We start from the raw sequence: 21,235 nt of genomic DNA, 5'->3' as shown, positions 1-21,235 counted from the left end.
CTAAGACTCAATAATAGTCAAAGTTGTACACACTGCTTAAGACCTTCATTTTCTGATAAACAAATTATTTTTAATTTGTACAGTCAGTAACTCCTAAATAAGATTGGGAATTTCCTATTAAGCCCTTACGCCCAACGTTTCTATATGGGAAGCGGGCATCTTGCCCGCACTACAATAATTTTACATTTCCGCTTTATAAAACTTAGCTGCGCGTCAGCTTACTTCTTAACAGAATTTTGTGCTAAAGGTAACTTCAGCCTGTAGAGAGATATTTAACTGGAATATTTTTTTTTAAGATTCAATTTGGACTTAAAACTCTGGATAGATAAACTGTTATGAGGCTGAGGTTGAAACGCCGGAGGTTTGGTCAGATTGGGATCGTAAGCACATTTGGGACTCTCTTAAATGGTCTTAGAGGCAAGACGCAGGCTCAGCAAAAGCCTCAGTCTTATACTCAGTCTACAAGTGGTGTTGTTGATGTTAAACTACGTATAAACGGAGTCGAACACTCACTTAAGATAGACCCCCGTGTAACACTACTTGATGCGCTGCGTGAACGTCTGAACCTAACTGGCTCTAAAAAGGGGTGCGATCATGGTCAGTGTGGGGCTTGTACAGTATTGATTAATAATCGGCGTGTCAACTCATGTTTGACTTTCGCTATCATGCACACCGACGCTGAAATTACGACTATAGAAGGGTTAGCGCAGGGAGACAATTTACACCCAATGCAAGCTGCGTTTATTGCTCACGATGCCTTTCAGTGCGGCTACTGTACACCAGGACAGATTTGTTCAGCAGTGGGTTTGGTGAATGAAGGACACGCCAAGTCGGATGCTGATATTCGCGAACTGATGAGCGGTAATATATGCCGGTGCGGTGCTTATCCAAATATCGTGGACGCTGTCCGCGATGTCGTACAGGGAAAAAAAGATGCAGCCGTTTAGTTACAAGAAAGTCGGTGAGGGAGACAATGCTGTTGCGTTGGTTGCTTCAGATGCTCAAACGTCGTACCTTGCTGGGGGTACTAGCTTGATTGATCTGATGAAGCTGAACGTCCAAACCCCACACCAGTTAGTTGATATTAATTCATTACCATTAAATACGATAGAAATACAGCCCAATGGTGTGCGAATTGGAGCAATGGCGCGTAATAGCGATGTTGCTTATCACCCAGTCATTCGCGATCGCTACCCTGTATTGTCAGAAGCATTGTTATCTGGAGCATCACCACAACTGAGAAATATGGCATCAGTGGGCGGAAATTTACTACAACGCACTCGCTGTTATTATTTCCGTGATACGTCAATGCCATGTAATAAGCGTGTTCCTGGTTCAGGGTGTGCGGCAATTGAAGGTTACAATCGTATCCACGCGATTCTTGGTGGTAGCGATCGCTGTATTGCTACCCATCCCTCAGATATGGCTGTGGCAATGGTAGCACTTGATGCAGTGGTGCAAACACAGGGACCAAATGGAAAGCGCAGTATACCACTCGTTGATTTTCATCTTTTACCGAAAGATACACCGGAACGGGAGACAGTTTTGCAACACGGGGAGTTAATTGTTGCTGTTGACTTACCTGCTTCAAACTTTGGTAAGCGATCGCATTACCTAAAAGTTCGCGATCGCGCCTCTTATGCTTTCGCAATGGCATCAGTTGCCGCAGCACTAGATATTCAAAATGGTATCATCCGCTCAGCACGCATTGCTTTAGGTGGGGTGGGAACAAAGCCTTGGCGCGCCTACGCATCTGAAAAATTACTTGAGAACAAACCAGCAACCCAGGCAACATTTCAAGCAGCAGCAAATGCTGCTGTTGCTGAAGCCAAACCGCAAAAATACAACGCATTTAAAGTAGAACTGTCTAAACGTACAGTTGTTCGGGCGCTTACAACAGTCGGAGGTATGGCGTGAGTACAGGAAATGACGCAATTGTTGGGAAACCGCTTAGCCGGGTTGATGGACATCTTAAGGTAACTGGCGGCGCACGTTATGCGGCTGAATTTCCTGTCGCAAAAATCACCCACGCCGTCACAGTTCAAAGCACCATCTCCAAAGGTAAGATTGCCAGGATTGATACAAAGGCTGCCGAGAAAGTACCAGGTGTACTAGCAGTCATGACCCATCTTAACGCGCCGAAGGCTTCCGGAGATCAAGGAGGCGGTCGGAAACTGCAACTGTTACAAGATAACATTGTACTTTATGACCGGCAGCATATCGCTGTTGTGATTGCGGATCCCTTGGAACAAGCGATCCACGGGGCTTCTCTGGTGAAAGTCCGCTATGACGAACAGAAGCCGAATATAAACATCAAGGATAACCTAGACAAGGCATACTTACCGAAAAGTAAACTCCCCAGAAACGAGCCGACTGATTCATCATCTGGGAATTTCAGCCAAGCACTGGCAACGGCAGCTGTTCGGGTTGAGCAAACTTATACCACGCCAATAGAAAATCACAATCCCATGGAGCCTCACGCTACAACAGCAGCTTGGCAAGGCGATCAACTACTGTTGTATGATGCTACTCAGGGAATTTTTCAAGCTCAAAAAAAGGTAGCAGGAGCATTAGGAATTCCACCAACGAACGTTCGCACCATGTCTTACTTTGTTGGTGGTGGTTTCGGTTGCAAAGGATCGGCTTGGTCACATGTAGTTCTAGCAGCAATGGCGGCTCGGTTGGTTAATCGTCCTGTAAAATTAGTACTAGGACGGATGCAAATGTATGGTCCTGTTGGCTTTAGACCAGAGACAATCCAACAGGTTTCTCTAGGTGCAACCCGCGAAGGAAAATTAATCGCGCTCAGACACACTGGAGTATCTCAAACCTCAACGTTTGATGAATTTATCGAGCCTGTCGCTAAAACAGCAAAAATGATTTATGCTTCCGAACATATCGAAACCAGTCACCGTCTGGTTCCGTTAGATATGGGTACACCAACATATATGCGTGCGCCAGGAGAAGCTTCAGGATCTTTTGCTCTAGAATCAGCCATGGATGAACTGGCTTATGCACTTAATATAGATCCGATTGAACTGCGATTGCGTAACTATGCTGAGGTTGATCCAACTAAACAATTACCTTGGTCAAGCAAGTCACTTAAAGAATGTTACACCCTAGGAGCAGAGAAATTCGGTTGGCAGAAGCGCAATCCTAAACCTCGTTCTATGCGAGATGGTAACTATTTGATTGGTTGGGGAATGGCGACAGCAACTTATCCTACTAATAGATCGCCTGCTTCTGCGATCGCCCAAATCATGGCAGATGGTACAGCTGTTGTCAGGAGTGGTTCACAAGATATTGGTACCGGAACTTATACCGTCATGACTCAGGTAGCGGCGGAAGCACTTGGGTTACCAGTTGAGAAAATTCGCTTTGAACTGGGTGATACTAATATGCCAGAAACCCCTGTTTCTGGTGGTTCTCAAACCGCAGCCAGTGTAGGCTCAGCTGTACACTTAGCAGGAAATCAAGCGCGGAGCAAGATTCTACAATTAGCACTTGCTGATCAAAGATCGCCCCTTTATGGTTTGAACCCTGAAGACGTAATCGCCCAAAATGGTAGCCTTTTCTCCAAGGATAAATCTTCGTCTAAAACAGAAACCTATGAAGGAATTCTAGAACGACATGGATTAAAAATGCTCGAAGCGCGTGCAGATGCAAAGCCTGGAGACGAAAAAGAGCATTATTCTATGCACTCGTTTGGATCGCAATTTGCTGAAGTGCGAGTTAACCCAGATTCAGGGGAAGTTCGAGTGACACGTTGGGTTGGAACCTATGGCGTTGGACGTATACTTAATGATAAAACCGCGAGGAGTCAGCTTATAGGCGGGATTGTCTACGGTATTGGGATGGCGCTGATGGAACACACCATTAGCGATCCAAAGCGAGGACGTTTTATTAATGCTGATTTAGCAGAGTATCACGTACCTGTGAATGCCGATGTTCCTGTAATTGACGTAATGTTTGTTCCTGAAAATGATCCACATATTAACCCGCTTGGAATCAAGGGAATTGGTGAAATTGGGATAACTGGAGTTGCTGCGGCGATCGCCAATGCCGTTTATCATGCCACAGGTAAGCGCATCCGAGATTTGCCCATTACCCTAGACAAACTCCTGTAGATTCGTTCGTAGTTGCGCTTCAGCGCAAAATAAAGTGCAACTACACACCTTTCAAGATTTTCGTGTAACATAACCCTCAAAGTATTAATCTTTCGTAGCTGTAAACGGCGTCACGGTCAATAACAGCTACTACGGCGTTTGGTTGGGCTGCTGGCTGTGTTGTTTGAGAGGCTTTGAAATCAGTTGTCTTCCACTTGCAGCCTGCCTCGATTGCAAGTCATCACAAATAGCTTTGAGATCATAGTTAAAAGCTTTGGCATGTTCTTCTCGAATCCTATAAATTTCTTCGAGAACTTCATCAGACCACATTGCTATTCTCCCATTAGTTCATAAGGTGTACAAATCGTTGGTAATTCATATCCAGCTACATTGCTGATTTGTGCTAGTTTCTTTTGGATTTGAGCGTTGGCAATATGTTTACAGTTCCACGTTAACAGATAGTCCAAGTTGTAAACCGTAGCAAGTGCAATATGAAGTGCATCATCAGCAGCTTTAGGCGGAAGATTACTTTTTGTGAGAAATTGTGATGCTAGGTCTTTGACAGCCTCATTTACTTGAAGCAATGGAAAATTGCACAGCATCTCAAGTCGTCTAGAAGCTATTTCAGCGTCACCTCGTGCCACCTCATCCAAGACTACTTGAGAAATGTAAAGGGTAAACTGTAGGGCACGAGTATCCCACCACGAGCGCGTTGCTGAGGCGTTAGCCATAAGAATCAGGTTATTGCTGGGTCTTACGGTTAAATACCCAATGACACTGGTTTCAATATAAACAGTTTCGCTCATGTGGAATTTAGGCGATTCTAGAGGCAAATCTAGGGACAAAATGATTTTGATGTATTGTATCGCAAATTCATTTTAAGCCCCTTAAATCGCTAGTACTAGTTTCCTACACAAAACTGCTATTATGTCGTCCTCAATATTTTCCTTAAACAACAACAACAAAAATGTCCTGAAAGCCTGAAAGTAGAAGGCAATGGACAAGGCAAGATTCTAACCGCCGATGAACTGCGGTTACTTTTTACTGATGGATTAATCACGCCACGCGATGGCGCCTTGTTTGGCATTTGTCTTTTTACTGGTTGCCGTGTTAGTGAAGCGTTGGCACTCCAAACTACTGATCTCAAGTCTGGAACCATCACCTTCAGGAAGTCTACCACCAAAGGCAAGTTAAAAACTCGTGTTGTGGATATTCAGGCAGGACTAGCAGAACTACTAGCTGATTATCAACGATAGTGTATTGTTTCCTGGGTTGCGTGGTGTGACTGAACGTCTTACCTGGTTTGCAGCTGATAAGATTCTTAGGGATGCCTGTAAGCGTGTTGCGTTGGTAGATGTTAGTACTCACTCGTTTAGACGCACTGCATTAACTATGATGTTTTCTGCTGGTATTCCCTTGCGGCATATTCAGGAAATTAGTGGTCACAACGACCTTGGGACATTGCAGCGCTACTTGGAAGTAACACCAGAGCAAAGGAAGAAGGCTATTTCGGTGATTGGGTTTTGAGGAGACACAGACCGAAATTCCGAAAAATAGTATGCTCAGTTTGTAGAATATAATATATTCTCTCAGCGCATAAACATGCCAAAAATGAAGAAACTTGTTGCATTGGGGCTGCCTTGTCTTAACGATAAATATTCATGCCCACCTACTTAACTTTGATTAGGGACAATACTCTATGTCTGGTGATTCACTTCAACCTAATGCCTATAAGTTACAAGAGGATGTAACTGATCTTTTAAACCAAGTCGTTGCCATGATGGAACGAGCATACACTGCATTACATTCTGATGGCTCACAAGAAGAAGATAAACTAGAAGAGGAATATGCTCAAAAATATGCAGGATTTCAAAAAGGGATCAAGGAAGCATTACAAAATGTAAAAAATTTAGAACTAATCATGTCTATTGTTGCCCCGATGAAGGCTGGGAAATCCACAATTATCAATGCAATTATTGGACAGGATTTGCTGCCTACTCGCAATGAAGCAATGACAACACTCCCCACAGAGATTATTTTCGATGATAAATTGACAGAGCCGATCCTAAACCTTAGTCCCAAAATTATAAAGATATTCCAGCGAATTTTTCAAAACATCGACTACATTACCCAACATCAAAATCCTGGATTTGAGTGGGCACGCCAAAAATTAGCTAAACAACCCTCATCTCAAAAATTGGAGGATTTGTTAAGGCAGATTTTGACAGGTAACTATGAGTTTTTGATGCGCCCTGAAGTGAGAGGATGCTCCCAAATTAATCAAGTATTGACTGAGTTAAATGACGCTATTCGCCTTTGTAGTGAACTCGATCCATCATTCGATCCTCAAGCCAGATTTGAGGATATTATCAGAATCAAGGTACCATTTTGGCGTTCGCAGCAAAGAACCGAACAAAATGAGCGCTTAGGAAGTCTTGTTATGGTTGATACGCCTGGACCGAACGAAGATGGTGAGAATTTGAGATTATCTAATGCCGTGGAAATACAATTACGAAGAAGCTCAATCGTATTAATTGTTTTAGATTTTACAGGTTTGAATAATGAGGCAGCCGCAAAAATTAAAAGACAAGTTGAACCAATTATCAGATTGCTGGGTAAAGAAAACTTATATGTTCTTGTGAATAAGGTCGATCAGCGACGCAAAGGCTCAATGACACACGAAGAAGTGAGAAGGTTTGTGACTCACGATCTTCAGTTGAGCCAATCGAATGATGCAGATAGAATATTCGAGATTTCTGCAATTCGTGCCTTCACGGCTACAACTTTTATGCTAGAAGGACACCAGTATCCAGATATTAAAGTTACTGAGTTGAAAACGGTAGAAGCCTTGGCTCGTGAAGCTTGGGCAAGATGGGAAGAAAAACTGAAAGAAACCAATGTCGAGGAACTGCGAAAAGAAGCTGACTTTCTCTGGAAAGATTCGGGTTTTGCCCCCTTCTTAGAAAAGGCAATTAACGCATTGATGAAAAGTGCTGCACCGCGAACAATGGAATCAGCCCTTAATATTTGCAGAGCGCTTCTATGTGAATTTCTAGATGATATTCAGCTTCGTCTAAGCAGTTTGGTTATTCAAAGCTCACAAAAAATTCAGCGGCAACTTGAAGCCTTAGAGGAAGATTTGAACCATCTGGTTTCGTGTCGTCAGCGTTTACAAGAAGTAAACAAAATTAAATCAAATTTGCAACAGAATGTGCAAAAAATGATTGAGCCTCTTAAAGAGAATGCTTATGTGCGATTGGAATATTACTTCAAAAGCGAGAATTACGAACGTAGCCCTCTGCTTCAAAAGATTGACATTGACGCAAGGGGTATTTTTTCTTTTCTACTTCCTGAAGAAATGAAGTATAAACCGTCAGACGTAATTGAATTTAGCAGTCGAACTGAGGCGGAAGATTTTGCAAATCAAGCTAATTCTTATGCAAAAATATGGGCAGAAAGAAAACTGTCAGAAGCCCGCAAAGATACAGAACGAGAGATTGAGCGAGAACGTACAAACTTAAAGAAATTTTTAGAAAAAGAAACAACTGACATTATTAATCGGGCACGGACTCGGCTTAATCAAGAATTTAATATACAGCTATCTCTACCTTCATCCCCTCCTTTCCAAAGTGATTTTGTTTCCATGGATCTGCAAATTGATAGCGAAACTAGGAATGTTACAGATTACAAAACAAAAAAACACAGACCTTGGTATTTTCTTTGGTTAATTGAAATTGAGAAAAAAGTTCCTGTTACTCGTGCAGAAATTTATTACATAGTTTCATTGAAGGCTTTAGTGGATCAAATTAACCAAGCAATTGAGGAAAGTGTTAATAAAATTTCTGAAGGAATTAATAAATATCTTGATGAAGATTTTCAACAGCGAATTGATGCATATTTTGTTCATCTTGATCAGTATCTCAGCAACTACCGCAGTAGTTTAGAGAAAGGCTTAAAAAATCAATCTTTACCCCGGGAAAAAAAACAGAAACTTTTGGATGAATTGGAAGCTTTAGTTCCGGAGGCAACAAATCAAATTAAGAGCACAGATCGCTATATCCAGAGAACAGAACAATTAGTACAAAAATGATAAATCTTGAAGAATTGCAACGAAAAGTTCCCGTTGTGGGAGATAAAGTCCTACTAGATCTGGTCAATGGTGTTCAAGTGAATAGGGATATCATTCGCTATCGTAAAAATAGAGGGTTCTTTGGACGATTACTGGACGAATTAGGAGGTAGCGATCGCCAACGACAAATTCTTCTAGATGGCAACCTCATTGCAGGACAAAAAGCATTATGTGATTGGATTTTAGAGTTGACAGATTCACTAAGAATCAGCCAAGTAGCTTTGGAGTTCACTCAACAGTCTCTACTTGAAGTGCGTTCTGCAATGCGTAGGAAAAAATCAGATGTACAAACGTTAGGTCAAACTTTTGATTATCTGACTAAACAAGTTGACTCTAAACTGAATATTTTGGAAGCAAGAATCTACAATCTTGAAATAGAAAATTCTGCTCGTCGTGATTTTGAACAAATTATCACTGCTTGGCTTGCAAGGCAAACTTATACTGGCTTACCTTGGCTTATTCAAATCATTTTGCTAATTCGGGAGGTTTTTAGTAGCTCAGTCGCGTTGTACGAGCTAACAGTTGGTGATAATAGAGAATTTCGCCAACTATTAGCTAATAAAATTATTGCTGAAAGTAAACAAATGCCCGCAAATTTCTTTGCTCTATATGAATTACTTGATAAAACTTATGAATTGATGGTGGATAAGGAAAAGGAACTTGAACTAGCAACAGGGTTACTTGAAGTTCGTTCAATTCCTCAACAACGTCTTTTGAGTACTCCCTACCTATTTACAATCGGGACAACACTAGAATTAGCCTCCCTGCCCGAGCGAATTAGACCAACTAAACCAGCTGAATGTGCAATTGAGTTATGTCGAGATCAAATTGAGGTAATTTCTTACACCACTGACATCAATGAATTAGTCCCCAATTTGATTGAAGAAACTGCCAATGATTGTCTTTCAATCTTATCAAGACGTACCAACTTATGAAATCTGCTAATCCTCAATTCGGGCTAGTTTTAGCTGGTGGAGGAGCGAAAGGAGCCTATCAGGCGGGAGCATTATCCTACCTTGCTGAGATTGGCTTCGCTCCCCATATAATTGCTGGTACAAGTATTGGTGCATTAAACGGAGCTATTTTATCTGCAAACCGACCCTTTAAAGAGGGTGTTCGCCGTTTAAATGTTTTGTGGGAGAAGTTAGGAGATGCTCAAATTCTTCGTCCAAATCCAAATACAGTAGTGCAATTCGCGGGCTATGCAGCTCAAAAGTTTATCCCAGGATTCCAAAACTGGTTGTTAAATTTTTTAACACAAACAGGATTGCTTCAAGGCGATACTGTTATTTTCGATCCCGAACCCATCGAACGTTTTTTAAGAGAAGCCGTTAACCCAGCCAATCTTAAACTTGGAACAGAACTTTGGATGGCTGCATTCCCGAGTTTGCCTATACCAGGTCTCCAATATAATGTCGTCACGGCACTGGCTGATCTGTGTTATGCCAAAGCAGGAAACAGCGCCCACTGGTTTTGTGTACAAGACTGTGAAGACACCGAAGTTTTATATAACTTGCTGCTTGCCAGTGCCGCGATTCCATTAGCGTTTCCGACACGCAAAATTAACGGTCGAACTTATGTAGATGGGGGTCTAGCGGATAATGTACCTCTTGGGGCATTAATAGCAAGGGGATGTACCAAGACGATTGTAATTCATCTTGAGAATGGTTCTGTATGGAATCGTCATAATTTCCCAGAGCAAACAATTTTTGAAATAAGACCAGTCGATTTTCTTAATCAGTCAAATACTCCCTTCCTGAGTGACTTTCATGCCATGCTGGATTTTAGCCCTGAGCGAATTGCAGAGTTGCGACGGCGAGGATACGAAGATGCAAAGAACTGGTTGGAGCCAATTCGCCAAATTTTCTCCGTTGTCGGAACTCAGCGTGAAACTCATAATGACTTACTGAGTTCAACAGAGAGACTCATAAATGACAGTGAAGTATAGCAATTGTAACTGTTCGCGCTAAACGAGCACTTTTCTGCCAGATTATTTGAGTACTTGAGAGTTGGTATTAATTTATTGTGGTTGGGTAGCGACCTCTCGGCGGATACCCTGAACACGAGAAATTAATAGTTTTCGCCCCCGATTCCACCTAATCCTAATTATCTCGTTCATAACGTTCAAAACGCATACTAGGTAATGATTTTACGTTGTTTATGTTTTTCACAGCGATGTGCCTTTAGCCTCTGGGTGGTTCGTATACCTAAAGGGTTTCCCGAAAGGTGGAGGGGCAGTCATCGCCGAAAGCCCCACAAGTGCGGTTCTTTCAGCGATGACTGCCCCTTTCAAGCGCGATCGCACTTCCTACGTTCGGTCTACTGACTTACGTTGCTAACGTCATTAAATTGAGCGAACTTATAATTAAACAACGATGTCCTAAGTGGGTATTAACCATCCTTGTTGTTGTTGTTTAAGGAAAATATTGAGGACGACATAATACACATTTCGTGGAACACATCCCTCAACCTATCGCCACTGCGTCACCCCTGAACACCTTGCACCCGCCACTTAATCTAAACTTATACTTCGCAAACCCCACAACCCTTATTCTTTCGTTCCACCCGGCTCACATGATTAATTCTGCTTATAATACCAATTTTCTATGAAGATGCACATAATTTTACCCCCCTGTAGTCCCCCCTTGGTAAGGGGGGACGGCGTAGCCGGGGGTCGATATATGCAGCTTCACAAAAAAATGCTATAAGTCAATATGGTTTAGTTAAGGTTAGTGGTAGGTTGGGTTGTAGCTTGCTTCCCCGTAGGGGTACGAAGTGAAACCCAACGGAATTCTAAAAATGTTGGGTTTCGTCCCTCAACCCAACCTACGGAATTTTAGGATTTAGGCTTTAACTGAACCGTATTGGCTTATAAGTAGAGTGTTGACTCTGTACCCTTTACCCCGTAAAACTTTCCCACAAATAAAAGTAGCATAAATAGTTGTCTGGAAAATCGGCTCAAAACACCCAAAGTCAACACCCTAGCTTATGGCTAATCTACAATGTCTACCATCTGCTAGAGTAATTTACCCAATTTCCTCTTAAGAATTAAAGATACTACGATTACCCAAAAACTATATTTTTTAATTCTGCCTTATTCTACTAATTAAATGAACCAACAAATCTTACTTAAAAACCGTCCAGTTGGGGAACCGAAAGAGAGTGACTTCGCCCTTGTCGAAACCCCAATCCCAGAACCAGGGGAAGGGGAAGTCCTCAACCGCACCATTTACCTATCGCTTGATCCTTATATGCGTGGTCGTATGAGCGATCGCGAATCCTATGCAACTCCTGTAGAATTAGGAAATGTCATGCTCGGCGCTACAGTCAGCCAAGTCATAAAATCCAACCATCCTCAATTCTCAGCAGGAGATTTTGTTCTTGGTTATGACGGCTGGCAAGCTTACGGTATATCCAAAGGCAAAACTTTGCGTAAGCTTGACCCTAACCAAGCTCCCATCTCTTATGCTTTAGGTATAACCGGAATGCCCGGAATGACAGCGTATTTTGCCCTGCTGGATATAGGACAACCCCAATCTGGCGAAACAGTTGTTGTTTCTGCTGCATCTGGCGCTGTTGGTTCTGTAGCTGGTCAAATTGCTAAAATCAAAAACTGTCGCGCAGTGGGGATTGCTGGGAGTGATGAGAAATGCGATTATGTTGTCAAAGAATTAGGGTTTGACGCCTGTATTGACCGCAAAACTCAAGACTTAAATTCCTCCCTGAAAGACTTGTGTCCAAAAGGGATCGACGTGTACTTTGACAATACAAGTGGTCCCATTTTAGAAGCTGTTTTGCAAAATATTAATCTGGGAGCAAGAATCCCATTAGTTGGTTTGATTTCGCAGTACAACGCTGAAAATCTGCCTCCTGGTCCTAATTTAATGCCACTATTGATTAAACGTGCGCTCATCAAAGGGTTTTTGGTAGGCGATTACCAAAACCGCCAGGCAGAGTTTGTCAAGGATGTTTCTCAATGGTTACGGGAAGGGAAGCTCAAGTATAAGGAAGACGTTGTTGAAGGTTTGAAAAATGCGCCGCACGCCTTTATTGGTTTGCTACAAGGAAAAAACTTTGGCAAGCTGATTGTTAAGGTCAGCGATGATCCGACAAGATAAGTCAATACTGCACGGGTTTTGGAAAATAGTAGTTTGGGTAGAGCGCATAAGCGTTACCCAACAAATGCCTATAAGTGTTGGGTTACCCTGCGGGAAGCCGCCAGAGGCGTCTACGTCCCTCAACCCAACCTACCTTAAACTTTGGCAAGCTGATTGTTAAGGTCAGCGATGATCCGACAAGATAAGCACATTTATCTACTGCGAAAAAATGCTGAACTTTACTGGCAATTAGGATGATTCGCCACTTGTAATTGTTTAAATTATCACCCCGTCAGTCATCGGATTATTGAGCAATTTAGTGGCGCATTGGGTATACAAAATTTCGGTGATTTAGAATCTGCAATTGCTGAACCACCTTGAGTTTTGGTGTTGAGCAGTTTTACCAAAAATTTGTTCACAAGGCTGGTGCGATCGCATTTTGTGGGCACCGCAGCGCGATCGCGTTTTCACTTGTAATAAATCATCCATTTATTGATGCTAAAAAGCAAACACCGGCAAAAATAATTTGCATTTTGCCAGAAAATTGGGAATCCATGTGATAGTCTTTCTATATGGGGAATCAAGATGGCGAAAGCACAATCATGTCGTCAGAGAGAAATGGTATAAACTCAAAGACCACATTTTCGCCTTAGTAGATACGAGTTAAATCCGATACGGCTTTTTGAAAATAATAAGCAAAGCCAATTAAGCAGGCTAGCAACGCTGCGCGAAAGTCAAAAGTCAAAAGTCAAAAGTCAAAAGTTTTATAAATCAAGGCTTCTGGCTGTTTGAAATAGTTGCTTTATTTATGCCGCAGTGTACTAGTGACCTCTGATGGGCACAAAGTGAGATCGCCTCCAAAGACCTTCTACACATAGTTACTGCTGTAACTTCACAGCGCAAGCACCTCCGGTGGGTATAAAGTGCCAATGTCCATAAACCGACAGACCCACTAAACAAACAATTGCAGGATAAATTATAATGTCCGACGAAAAAATTAGACAGATTGCTTTTTACGGTAAAGGTGGTATTGGTAAATCTACCACTTCCCAAAATACCCTCGCTGCTATGGCAGAAATGGGTAAACGCATCTTGATTGTCGGATGTGACCCCAAAGCTGACTCGACTCGTTTGATTTTGCACTGTAAAGCTCAAACTACCGTGCTGCATTTAGCTGCTGAACGAGGCGCTGTGGAAGATATCGAACTCGAAGAAGTGGTAATCACTGGTTTCCGGAATATCAGATGTGTAGAATCTGGTGGACCAGAACCAGGTGTAGGTTGCGCAGGTCGGGGTATCATCACTGCCATCAACTTCTTAGAAGAAAATGGTGCTTATCAAGATGTAGATTTCGTCTCCTACGACGTGTTAGGCGACGTTGTGTGTGGTGGTTTTGCTATGCCAATTCGTGAGGGTAAAGCCCAAGAAATCTACATCGTTACCTCTGGAGAAATGATGGCGATGTTTGCTGCAAACAACATTGCTCGTGGTGTTCTCAAATATGCTCACACTGGTGGTGTACGTCTAGCTGGGCTGATTTGTAACAGCCGAAACACTGACCGGGAGGACGAACTGATTAGCACCCTAGCAGCCAGATTAAATACCCACATGATTCACTTTGTCCCCCGTGACAATATCGTGCAACACGCCGAATTGCGTCGGATGACGGTGAATGAATACGCGCCTGACAGCAACCAAGGGTTAGAATACCGCACATTAGCACATAAAATTATCGACAATACAAATCTTACCATTCCCACACCCATCGAGATGGATGAGCTAGAAGATTTGTTGATTGAATTCGGTATCCTTGAAAGTGAAGAAAATACTGCGAAACTGATTAGCCAAGCAGACACTGCTAAAAAGCAAGAAGACGCCCAAGGCGAAGCACTAGAAGCATTGAAAAAAGGAAATATAGAAATCGTTTCTGGTAGCCAGAAGAAGTAAGGTTTTTGTTAAATGCACTCCACCTATAGCCGAATGGCTTAGGTGGGTAATCATCCGCTATGAATTACCCAAAATTCATCCCACATTATCCCTCTGGGGTCAGATGTGGGATGAATTTTAGATCAAGCTAAACTGTCACACAGGAGCAAGCTCCTACACAACGCTTATTTGTCGGCTTTAACCCAGTAGATGGCTTTGTGTTAACTAGAAGAACTCAGGAGTCAGGAGGAGCCAGTGCGATGGACGGGTTTCCCGGCATAAAGCATCTGGCGTCCAGAATTCAGAATGTACCTGAGTGCGACTGGCGGATAGCGCATCTGTATTCGAGTCCGCGAGCGTCTGACTAAAGGGGTTTAAATCCCCAGCGTCTACACTTTATCTACAACTGGATGGGGATTCTGACTCCTGAATTCTGACTTCTGAATTCTTCTTCAATGTGCCAGTTGCTCTAGAGTTTATTTTTTTATGAATGAATTGCAAGCCATTTTAAATGCCTTTGAGTCAAGTCAACAAAGCGGAGAAACCACTTACCTTGCTACTGTCGTCAAAACTCAAGGCTCAACCTACCGCCGACCAGGTGCGAAAATGTTGATCACAAATACAGGTCGTATGGTGGGTACAATTAGTGCTGGTTGCTTGGAAAATGATGTATTTGAACACACTCGGCAACGAATGTCGGATGGTAACCCGATAGTGGTTACTTACAATAACACTGCTTCTGAGGATATTCTCTGGGGTTTTGGTTTGGGGTGCAATGGTATAATACAAGTTCTCATCGAGAGACTTGACAAACAAAATAAACTTAATCTTATAGAATTTATGCAAGAGTGCTTGGATAACAAGCATCTTGGTATTGTTGCTACAGTCTTTAGCGTAGAAGGTGCAACGGATATAAAAATAGGGTCACGCTTATTGCTTTATCCAAATGGTGATATTATCTCTAATATAAAAGATAAAAATTTAACCCAATCGCTGATAGCAGATGCTCAGCAAGCTTTTATTCATCAAAAGTCAAAGGCAAAAAACTATCAGTTACCTTTTGGCAGTGTAGAAGTTTTCATCGAAGTCATTCAATTACCTACACCGCTAGTTTTATTTGGTGCTGGTTATGATGCTGTACCTGTAGCACAGTTTGCACAAGCATTAGGTTGGCAAGTTACTGTAGTTGATTGTCGAGCCAACGAGGCAACTATACCGCGATTTTCAATGGCTTATGACGTGATTCTTACCCGTCGAGAGATTTTATATAAACAGGTATTGATAGATTCTCAGACGATAGCCGTTGTTATGACGCATAATTACCTTGACGATTTGGAAATTTTGAAGATGTTGCTACCATCTCCTGCACGCTATATTGGGATATTAGGACCAAAGCAGCGTACAGAACGATTACTTCAAGATTTGCACACACAAGGAATGGTTTATACTAGTGAGCAATTAGAAAGATTATACGCTCCTGTTGGTATTGATATTGGAGCAGATACACCAGAAGAAATTGCGATCGCCGTTATTGCTGAAATTCAAGCAGTGAAGACAAGCCATAATGGTGGTTTTTTAAGAAAAAACAATCAACCAATTCATTTCTATGAAACAATATGACGAAAACTGTCATAAACCCTTAGCTTTGCGAAAATCCCTAACAACATCTTTAATCTCACGAAACTCACCCTCAACTAAAGAATTTAATCGCCGCATATCATCAGCAGAAATACGTCCCACAAGTTGAGCGAGTACTTGCCTTAATTGTGGATACTTCTTTAAAGTTTCCTGACGTATAATGGTTGCCGCTTCGTATGGTGGAAAATAGTACAAATCATCCTTTAGCACTACCAAACCCAAGCGAGAAATTTGCCCATCTGTGGAATTACCATTTATCATGTCTACTAGCTTTTGCTGTAGCGCCCGATATATTAATCCCAAATCCATAATACGAGGAGATTGCGCAAAGTGTAAGCCATAAGTTTTAGCCAAGCCTGGAAAACCATCTTCCCGTTCTATAAATTCGTAGCCAAAACCAGCACGCAGCTTTGGTGCGTACTTAGCAAAATCTGACAAAGTTTGAATATTGTAACGTTTTGCATCTTCACCACGAATTACCATAGCAAAAGTATCTTCAAAACCTAACGGTTCCATCACTTCTAAATTGAATTGCTGGGTGTAGGCTTGTTTTAACTTCTCATAAAGTAACTTTGGGTCGTTGATAGCTTTTTGTTTGAGAATAACAGTAAAAGCTGTACCTGTATACTCAACATACGCATCAATTTTGCCACTAGTAAGTGCTTGATGAGTCACCAAAGTACTAGTGAAGCGGCGGCGAGCAACTTTTAAATGTGTTGTTTCTTCAATCTGTTGTGCTAAAAGCTCGCTTAAAATATCTTGCTCTGTAAAACCTTTAGAACCAACAACAATATCACCATTGCCACTATTATTAGAGTTAACGTTGCAACTGGCGATTAAGAGGAGCAAAGAAAAAGTTAAAAGTAAAAAAGCAAAAAGTCTTTTCATTTTCTTGTAATTGTCAATTTCCCCTCCAACCAGCCAATTGCCAAATCTGCAAATAAAGCAATTACTGCTGCTGGAATTGCGCCAGCTAATAACAATTGATCGTTCACTGCGGAAATACCGCGAAAAATCAACTCTCCCAAACCACCAGCACCAATTGCGGCGGCAATAGTTGCGATTCCAATACCAATCACTGTTGCGACTCGCACCCCTGCCAAAATCACCCCCATTGCTAAGGGTATTTCTACCTGAAGCAACAATTCTCTATCTGTCATCCCCATACCTCGCCCAGCTTCTCGAATGGCTGGATCAACTCCAGTAATTCCAGTATAAGTGTTGCGAATAATTGGCAATAGCGAATACAAAATTAATGCGAAAATAGCTGGATTTGTTCCAATCCCACCGATAATCGGTACAGGGATGAGTAAGCCGAATAGTGCTAGGCTAGGAATGGTTTGTAGAATATTGGCAATGCCTAAAATAGGCTGGCGGAGCTTTTTTTGGCGAGTGATTAAAATGCCTAGAGGTATACCTAAAACTGTAGCAATGGTAATGGAAATGCCTACTATAAACAAGTGTTCTAGGGTGCGATCTAGGATTTCTGGAGCATATTTGATCAGAAAAAAGTTGCTGAAGTTCATAGGTTAGGTTTGAGACATTGCAAAAAGGCAAGAGCTTCTGGATGTTGCGATCGCATAAATTCATCCTTTGTACCCAGCACTACTAATTCTCCTTGATTCATTAACCCAATTCTCGAGGCTAAAACAAATGCTTCTTGAATATCGTGAGTGACAAATACAACAGTCTTGCGTAACTCCTGTTGTAAATGTTTAAATTCTTGTTGTAGTTCTAACCGTGTGATGGGATCAAGTGCTCCAAAAGGTTCATCCATCAATAATACTGGTGGATCAGCCGCTAATGCTCTTGCAACACCTACTCTTTGCCTTTGTCCTCCAGAAAGCTCATGAGGATAGCGTAGCGCAAATTGTGCTGGATCTAAACCTACTAACTGCAAAAGCTCATAAACCCGTACCTTGATTTGCTTGGGTTTCCAATGTTCTAAAGAAGGAACTAAACCAACGTTACGTTCCACAGTGAAGTGCGGAAATAACCCAGTTTCTTGAATAACGTAACCAATTTTGCGCCGTAATTTAATTTCATTCCACTGGGTTGTAGGAATACCATCAAATAATACTTCACCATGCGTAGGTGTAAAGAGGCGGTTAATTAATTTCATGGTAGTGGTTTTGCCGCTACCACTACGCCCGAGTAATACAAGTGCTTCTCCTCTGGAGATGGTAAAATTGAGCTTCGACACCAACGGACGATGACTGCGAGTCAAGGTGACATCGCGGAATTCAACAGCGATTTGGTTTTCTTGCTGCATGAGTGAGTCGGTTTTGAGTTTCCTTGTGCTTTGAGTTTACCCTATCGGATAATTACCTGGATTCACCGCATGAATATACTCACTACCCGACGCTGGAAATCCTCGCTTATAGGAAGCTTCTTCTGGTTTGCCCCAAGCCAACTGTAAAATTATTTCCAAAAAGTTAGAATTTTCCCACTTGCATAAACTTGCCCATTCTGTCCTATCAACAATTCTTTCAACATCTGATGTGTTAATTGGTTGATATTGTTTGTTGTTGTTAATACTCAAATATAAGTCCATTCCTAAAGTCACTTTATGCCAAAATTCTAAGATGGAATTTTTCGCTGACTTTAATAGCTCTATATCACTAGGTAATGCTGCTAGTTGACTATCGACTTGAGGATAGTGTAAGATTTCGTCCTTAACAGTAATGCTTTGCCAAATAATACCTGAAACGTGATATTCTCTCTGATAGTCGTGAATCAGAGCTTTAAAATCTTGATAGGCGGTGAATTTTTCCAGTCCATTTGTTTTGATGAAATGATCTATTAGAGGGTTACCAGATATAGTTACCGGTAACTTCAAGCGCTTTCCTGTCAGGCAAGCTTGTCGCTCATCAGCTAAAATTTGAATGAGTTCCTTGGTAGTGTAAACTTTTGACATAAGAACACACTCTATCCAGTTATCAGTTATCAGTTATCAGTTATCAGTTATCAGTCAAGAATAATATCTTCTTCCTTGAGGAAACACCGCTTTAACAGTTATCAGTTATCGGTCAAGAATAATATATTATTCCTTCAAAAAACACCGCTTTAACAGTTATCAGCTAACACCGCACCATATGTTTTGAGTACTGAGAAACTGTTGACTGTTCACTATTTTAAGCGCCTTGATCACTGATAACTGTTCACTGTTTACTGTTCACCGCATCGATACCACTAAACAAATCGGGAAGACAAATTGTGTCTTCCCCAATACTTATTGAGTTAATTCACTATTAAACTCATTGAAAGATCGTCGCTTTAACTGTACAGATTTATTACGCGGTAGTAAATCAAACACCTCCCGAAATTTATCGTCTATTTGCTCATACGGTACTTGACCTTTCTTATTTAAAACCACTTGACCTGATTTATTGAAAACTACTACTTGCGGTACCCCCCCAGAATAATAATAACCTGGTTCTGTGGTACTATAAGTTTTTTTGGGTACGATGCCATCAACTGTTACAGGGATAATTTCAACTTCTCGACCATAAGACTCTTGTACTCGTGAAATTACGACGGCATACTCCTTACAATCGCTGCTATCATCCACATAAAAAGCTAAAAGCGTGGGTTTGTGTGCTGCTAAAGCTTGTCCTAGCGTTACTTTAGGAGGAACTAGTGAACCATTACCAGCATAAACGACAAAAATATTGCCATCGTATCTGTCATTGTTGATATCGGCTAATGCTGAGTGCATATCAACAAACAATAGGGAAGTAAGCAGTAGGAATATCCCTAAAAATCGCCGCCAGCCTAGAATCAGGTTGTGTAAAAATTTCAACTTTATGCTATTCATGAACAGTAACCTTTCGTAACAGTTATCAGTTATCAGTTAACAGTTATCACAGTACCATAGGCGTTGATTACTGATAACTGTTCAGTGTTGACTGATTTATAGGGTACAGATGTGGGAAACAAAATTCAATTTATAGATAAACTAAGACTGGGTTTAGCTGTATCAGTTGCAAAAACCGTAACTTTAGGAGTGCGATCGCTACGCTTGGGTTCGGCTAGTGTCCTACCGGGTTCTATTGCCCGTCGCATTGCACCCCGGTTACTGGAATTACTGAGTCAGCAAGTGAAAAACGGGGTGATTTTGGTGGCTGGTACTAATGGTAAAACTACCACATCACTTCTTTTACATTCTATTCTAGAACGCAAAGGCTACCGCGTCGCCCACAATGCTACAGGCGCGAATTTAGAAAATGGTTTGATGACTGCTTTATTGGAAAGCACGAACCTAGTAGGTACGCTAGATGTTGATTATGCCATTTTGGAGGTAGATGAAAATATCCTACCGAAAATCTTGGCACCTCTTCAGCCTCGGGTTATCCTTTGTTTAAACTTGTTCCGCGATCAACTCGATAGGTATGGTGAGGTTGACACGATTAGTAAGCGTTGGACAAAAGTGATCTCCACCCTACCACTAGAAACGGTTGTCATCCCGAATGCTGATGATCCAACGTTATCTTATCTTGGTCAGCAATTACCTCAGCGTGTTTTATTTTTCGGCTTGAATGAACCAGAAAATTATCTGGATGCAATTCCTCACGCTGTTGATTCTATTTACTGTCCTAAGTGTGGACACCTTTTGGATTACAAAGGAGTTTACATATCCCACTTAGGAGATTTTCACTGTCCTAACTGTGGTTTTAGCAAGAGTCAACCAACTCTTGATAGTCCGGAATGGCCGCAAATTCTCTTAGGCTTATACAATAAATATAATACCTTAGCTGCTGCTACTGCTGCTAAAGAACTAGGGGTTGATGAAGCGACTATTCGGGATACTGTTACCAATTTTCAAGCAGCTTTTGGTCGTGCGGAAGAGTTAGAAGTGAATGGAAAGCATGTGAGAATACTTTTGTCTAAAAATCCAGTCGGGACAAATGAAACAATTCGGGTGGTAACTCAAAGCACCGACACAACAACGCTGTTAGTGTTGAACGATCGCACTCCTGATGGCACTGATGTATCTTGGATTTGGGATGTTGATACAGAAAAATTAGTCGAACGCGGAGGAACTTTGGTTGTGAGTGGTGATCGCGTCTATGATATGGCGTTACGTCTACGATATAGTCAAAATGATCCTAAGAGCCAGTTAAACTTGATTGTCGAAGAAGATTTACATCAGGCGATCGCAAAAGCACTAGAACTTACACCCGCTGGCGAAACTTTACACATCTTACCCACATATTCAGCAATGCTAGAAGTACGAGAAGCCCTAATCGGTAGAAAAATTTTGTAATTAGGTGTAACGCGTAGGGTGCGTTAGGACGGAAGTCCGTAACGCACCACAATTTAGAGTTTCGTATCTTAAA

The 21,235-nt window shown here is 41.7% G+C and carries 20 protein-coding genes; 13 read left to right on the top strand and 7 right to left on the bottom strand.

Going from position 1 to position 21,235, the window contains the following annotated elements:
* Window positions 1-335: 335 nt before the first annotated feature.
* From G4P69_RS22945 to G4P69_RS22935, 3 genes are read left to right on the top strand one after another with little or no spacing between them, the layout of a single operon-like run.
* Window positions 336-947 (top strand): (2Fe-2S)-binding protein, encoded by a 612-nt coding sequence (locus G4P69_RS22945; protein ID WP_208345189.1) that lies wholly within the window; start codon window positions 336-338, stop codon window positions 945-947.
* The gene (locus tag G4P69_RS22940; RefSeq protein WP_208345188.1) at window positions 934-1,917 is read left to right on the top strand and encodes an FAD binding domain-containing protein; all 984 of its coding nucleotides are present in this window, start codon (window positions 934-936) and stop codon (window positions 1,915-1,917) included. Before G4P69_RS22945 ends, G4P69_RS22940 begins: the two co-directional genes overlap by 14 nt.
* Window positions 1,914-4,127 carry a xanthine dehydrogenase family protein molybdopterin-binding subunit gene (locus tag G4P69_RS22935; protein WP_208351342.1) on the top strand — a complete coding sequence of 738 codons (2,214 nt, stop codon included), beginning with the start codon at window positions 1,914-1,916 and terminating at the stop codon, window positions 4,125-4,127. The genes G4P69_RS22940 and G4P69_RS22935 overlap by 4 nt, the downstream gene beginning before the upstream one ends.
* 129 nt (window positions 4,128-4,256) lie before the next feature.
* Here the strand turns inward: G4P69_RS22935 and G4P69_RS22930 are convergent, their stop codons facing one another.
* Entirely contained in the window at window positions 4,257-4,436 is a 180-nt protein-coding gene (locus tag G4P69_RS22930) for a hypothetical protein (protein ID WP_208343950.1), read from the bottom strand.
* 2 nt (window positions 4,437-4,438) lie between these two features.
* Window positions 4,439-4,912, bottom strand: coding sequence for a type II toxin-antitoxin system VapC family toxin (locus G4P69_RS22925; RefSeq protein WP_208343949.1), 474 nt, complete (start codon window positions 4,910-4,912; stop codon window positions 4,439-4,441).
* A 270-nt stretch (window positions 4,913-5,182) separates the two neighbouring features.
* Here G4P69_RS22925 and G4P69_RS39415 point away from each other — a divergent pair, with 270 nt between their 5' ends.
* From G4P69_RS39415 to G4P69_RS22885, 9 genes are all read left to right on the top strand, one after another.
* Complete coding sequence (locus G4P69_RS39415) at window positions 5,183-5,362, top strand: hypothetical protein (RefSeq protein ID WP_243903018.1); 180 nt, start codon at window positions 5,183-5,185, stop codon at window positions 5,360-5,362.
* A gap of 25 nt (window positions 5,363-5,387) precedes the next feature.
* A complete protein-coding gene (locus G4P69_RS39410) occupies window positions 5,388-5,633 on the top strand; it encodes a tyrosine-type recombinase/integrase (RefSeq protein WP_310833802.1) in 246 nt (81 codons plus the stop codon).
* A gap of 172 nt (window positions 5,634-5,805) precedes the next feature.
* Window positions 5,806-8,196, top strand: a complete 2,391-nt coding sequence (locus tag G4P69_RS22915; RefSeq protein WP_208343948.1) for a dynamin family protein — start codon at window positions 5,806-5,808, stop codon at window positions 8,194-8,196.
* A complete protein-coding gene (locus tag G4P69_RS22910; RefSeq protein ID WP_208343947.1) occupies window positions 8,193-9,170 on the top strand; it encodes a diguanylate cyclase regulator RdcB family protein in 978 nt (325 codons plus the stop codon). Before G4P69_RS22915 ends, G4P69_RS22910 begins: the two co-directional genes overlap by 4 nt.
* Window positions 9,167-10,183 (top strand): patatin-like phospholipase family protein, encoded by a 1,017-nt coding sequence (locus tag G4P69_RS22905; RefSeq protein WP_208343946.1) that lies wholly within the window; start codon window positions 9,167-9,169, stop codon window positions 10,181-10,183. The genes G4P69_RS22910 and G4P69_RS22905 overlap by 4 nt, the downstream gene beginning before the upstream one ends.
* A gap of 1,162 nt (window positions 10,184-11,345) precedes the next feature.
* Complete coding sequence (locus G4P69_RS22900; protein WP_208343945.1) at window positions 11,346-12,353, top strand: NADP-dependent oxidoreductase; 1,008 nt, start codon at window positions 11,346-11,348, stop codon at window positions 12,351-12,353.
* Window positions 12,354-12,709: 356 nt separating this feature from the next.
* Window positions 12,710-12,892: a hypothetical protein gene (locus tag G4P69_RS22895; RefSeq protein WP_208343944.1), complete on the top strand. Its 183-nt coding sequence runs from the start codon at window positions 12,710-12,712 to the stop codon at window positions 12,890-12,892.
* Between the two features lie 421 nt (window positions 12,893-13,313).
* The gene (gene nifH / locus G4P69_RS22890) at window positions 13,314-14,279 is read left to right on the top strand and encodes a nitrogenase iron protein (protein WP_208343943.1); all 966 of its coding nucleotides are present in this window, start codon (window positions 13,314-13,316) and stop codon (window positions 14,277-14,279) included.
* A 465-nt stretch (window positions 14,280-14,744) separates the two neighbouring features.
* Window positions 14,745-15,878: an XdhC family protein gene (locus G4P69_RS22885; RefSeq protein WP_208343942.1), complete on the top strand. Its 1,134-nt coding sequence runs from the start codon at window positions 14,745-14,747 to the stop codon at window positions 15,876-15,878.
* A 9-nt stretch (window positions 15,879-15,887) separates the two neighbouring features.
* Here the strand turns inward: G4P69_RS22885 and G4P69_RS22880 are convergent, their stop codons facing one another.
* From G4P69_RS22880 to G4P69_RS22860, 5 genes are all read right to left on the bottom strand, one after another.
* Window positions 15,888-16,784, bottom strand: coding sequence for a glycine betaine ABC transporter substrate-binding protein (locus tag G4P69_RS22880; RefSeq protein WP_208343941.1), 897 nt, complete (start codon window positions 16,782-16,784; stop codon window positions 15,888-15,890).
* Window positions 16,781-17,422 (bottom strand): ABC transporter permease, encoded by a 642-nt coding sequence (locus G4P69_RS22875; RefSeq protein WP_208343940.1) that lies wholly within the window; start codon window positions 17,420-17,422, stop codon window positions 16,781-16,783. Before G4P69_RS22875 ends, G4P69_RS22880 begins: the two co-directional genes overlap by 4 nt.
* The gene (locus G4P69_RS22870; RefSeq protein ID WP_208343939.1) at window positions 17,419-18,168 is read right to left on the bottom strand and encodes an ATP-binding cassette domain-containing protein; all 750 of its coding nucleotides are present in this window, start codon (window positions 18,166-18,168) and stop codon (window positions 17,419-17,421) included. The genes G4P69_RS22875 and G4P69_RS22870 overlap by 4 nt, the downstream gene beginning before the upstream one ends.
* Window positions 18,169-18,204: 36 nt before the next feature.
* Window positions 18,205-18,813, bottom strand: coding sequence for a hypothetical protein (locus tag G4P69_RS22865; protein WP_208343938.1), 609 nt, complete (start codon window positions 18,811-18,813; stop codon window positions 18,205-18,207).
* 315 nt (window positions 18,814-19,128) lie between these two features.
* Window positions 19,129-19,713: a thylakoid membrane photosystem I accumulation factor gene (locus G4P69_RS22860; protein WP_208343937.1), complete on the bottom strand. Its 585-nt coding sequence runs from the start codon at window positions 19,711-19,713 to the stop codon at window positions 19,129-19,131.
* Between the two features lie 111 nt (window positions 19,714-19,824).
* On the opposite strand from G4P69_RS22860, the gene G4P69_RS22855 reads away from it, so the two are divergent.
* Window positions 19,825-21,162, top strand: coding sequence for a Mur ligase family protein (locus G4P69_RS22855; RefSeq protein ID WP_208343936.1), 1,338 nt, complete (start codon window positions 19,825-19,827; stop codon window positions 21,160-21,162).
* Window positions 21,163-21,235: the final 73 nt, after the last annotated feature.

It is taken from the genome of Aetokthonos hydrillicola CCALA 1050, assembly GCF_017591665.1.
GTDB classification, from domain to species: Bacteria; Cyanobacteriota; Cyanobacteriia; order Cyanobacteriales; family Nostocaceae; genus Aetokthonos; species Aetokthonos hydrillicola.
The sequence above is the reverse complement of the archived record's forward strand: the minus strand, read 5'-3'. Positions and strand labels throughout refer to the sequence as shown.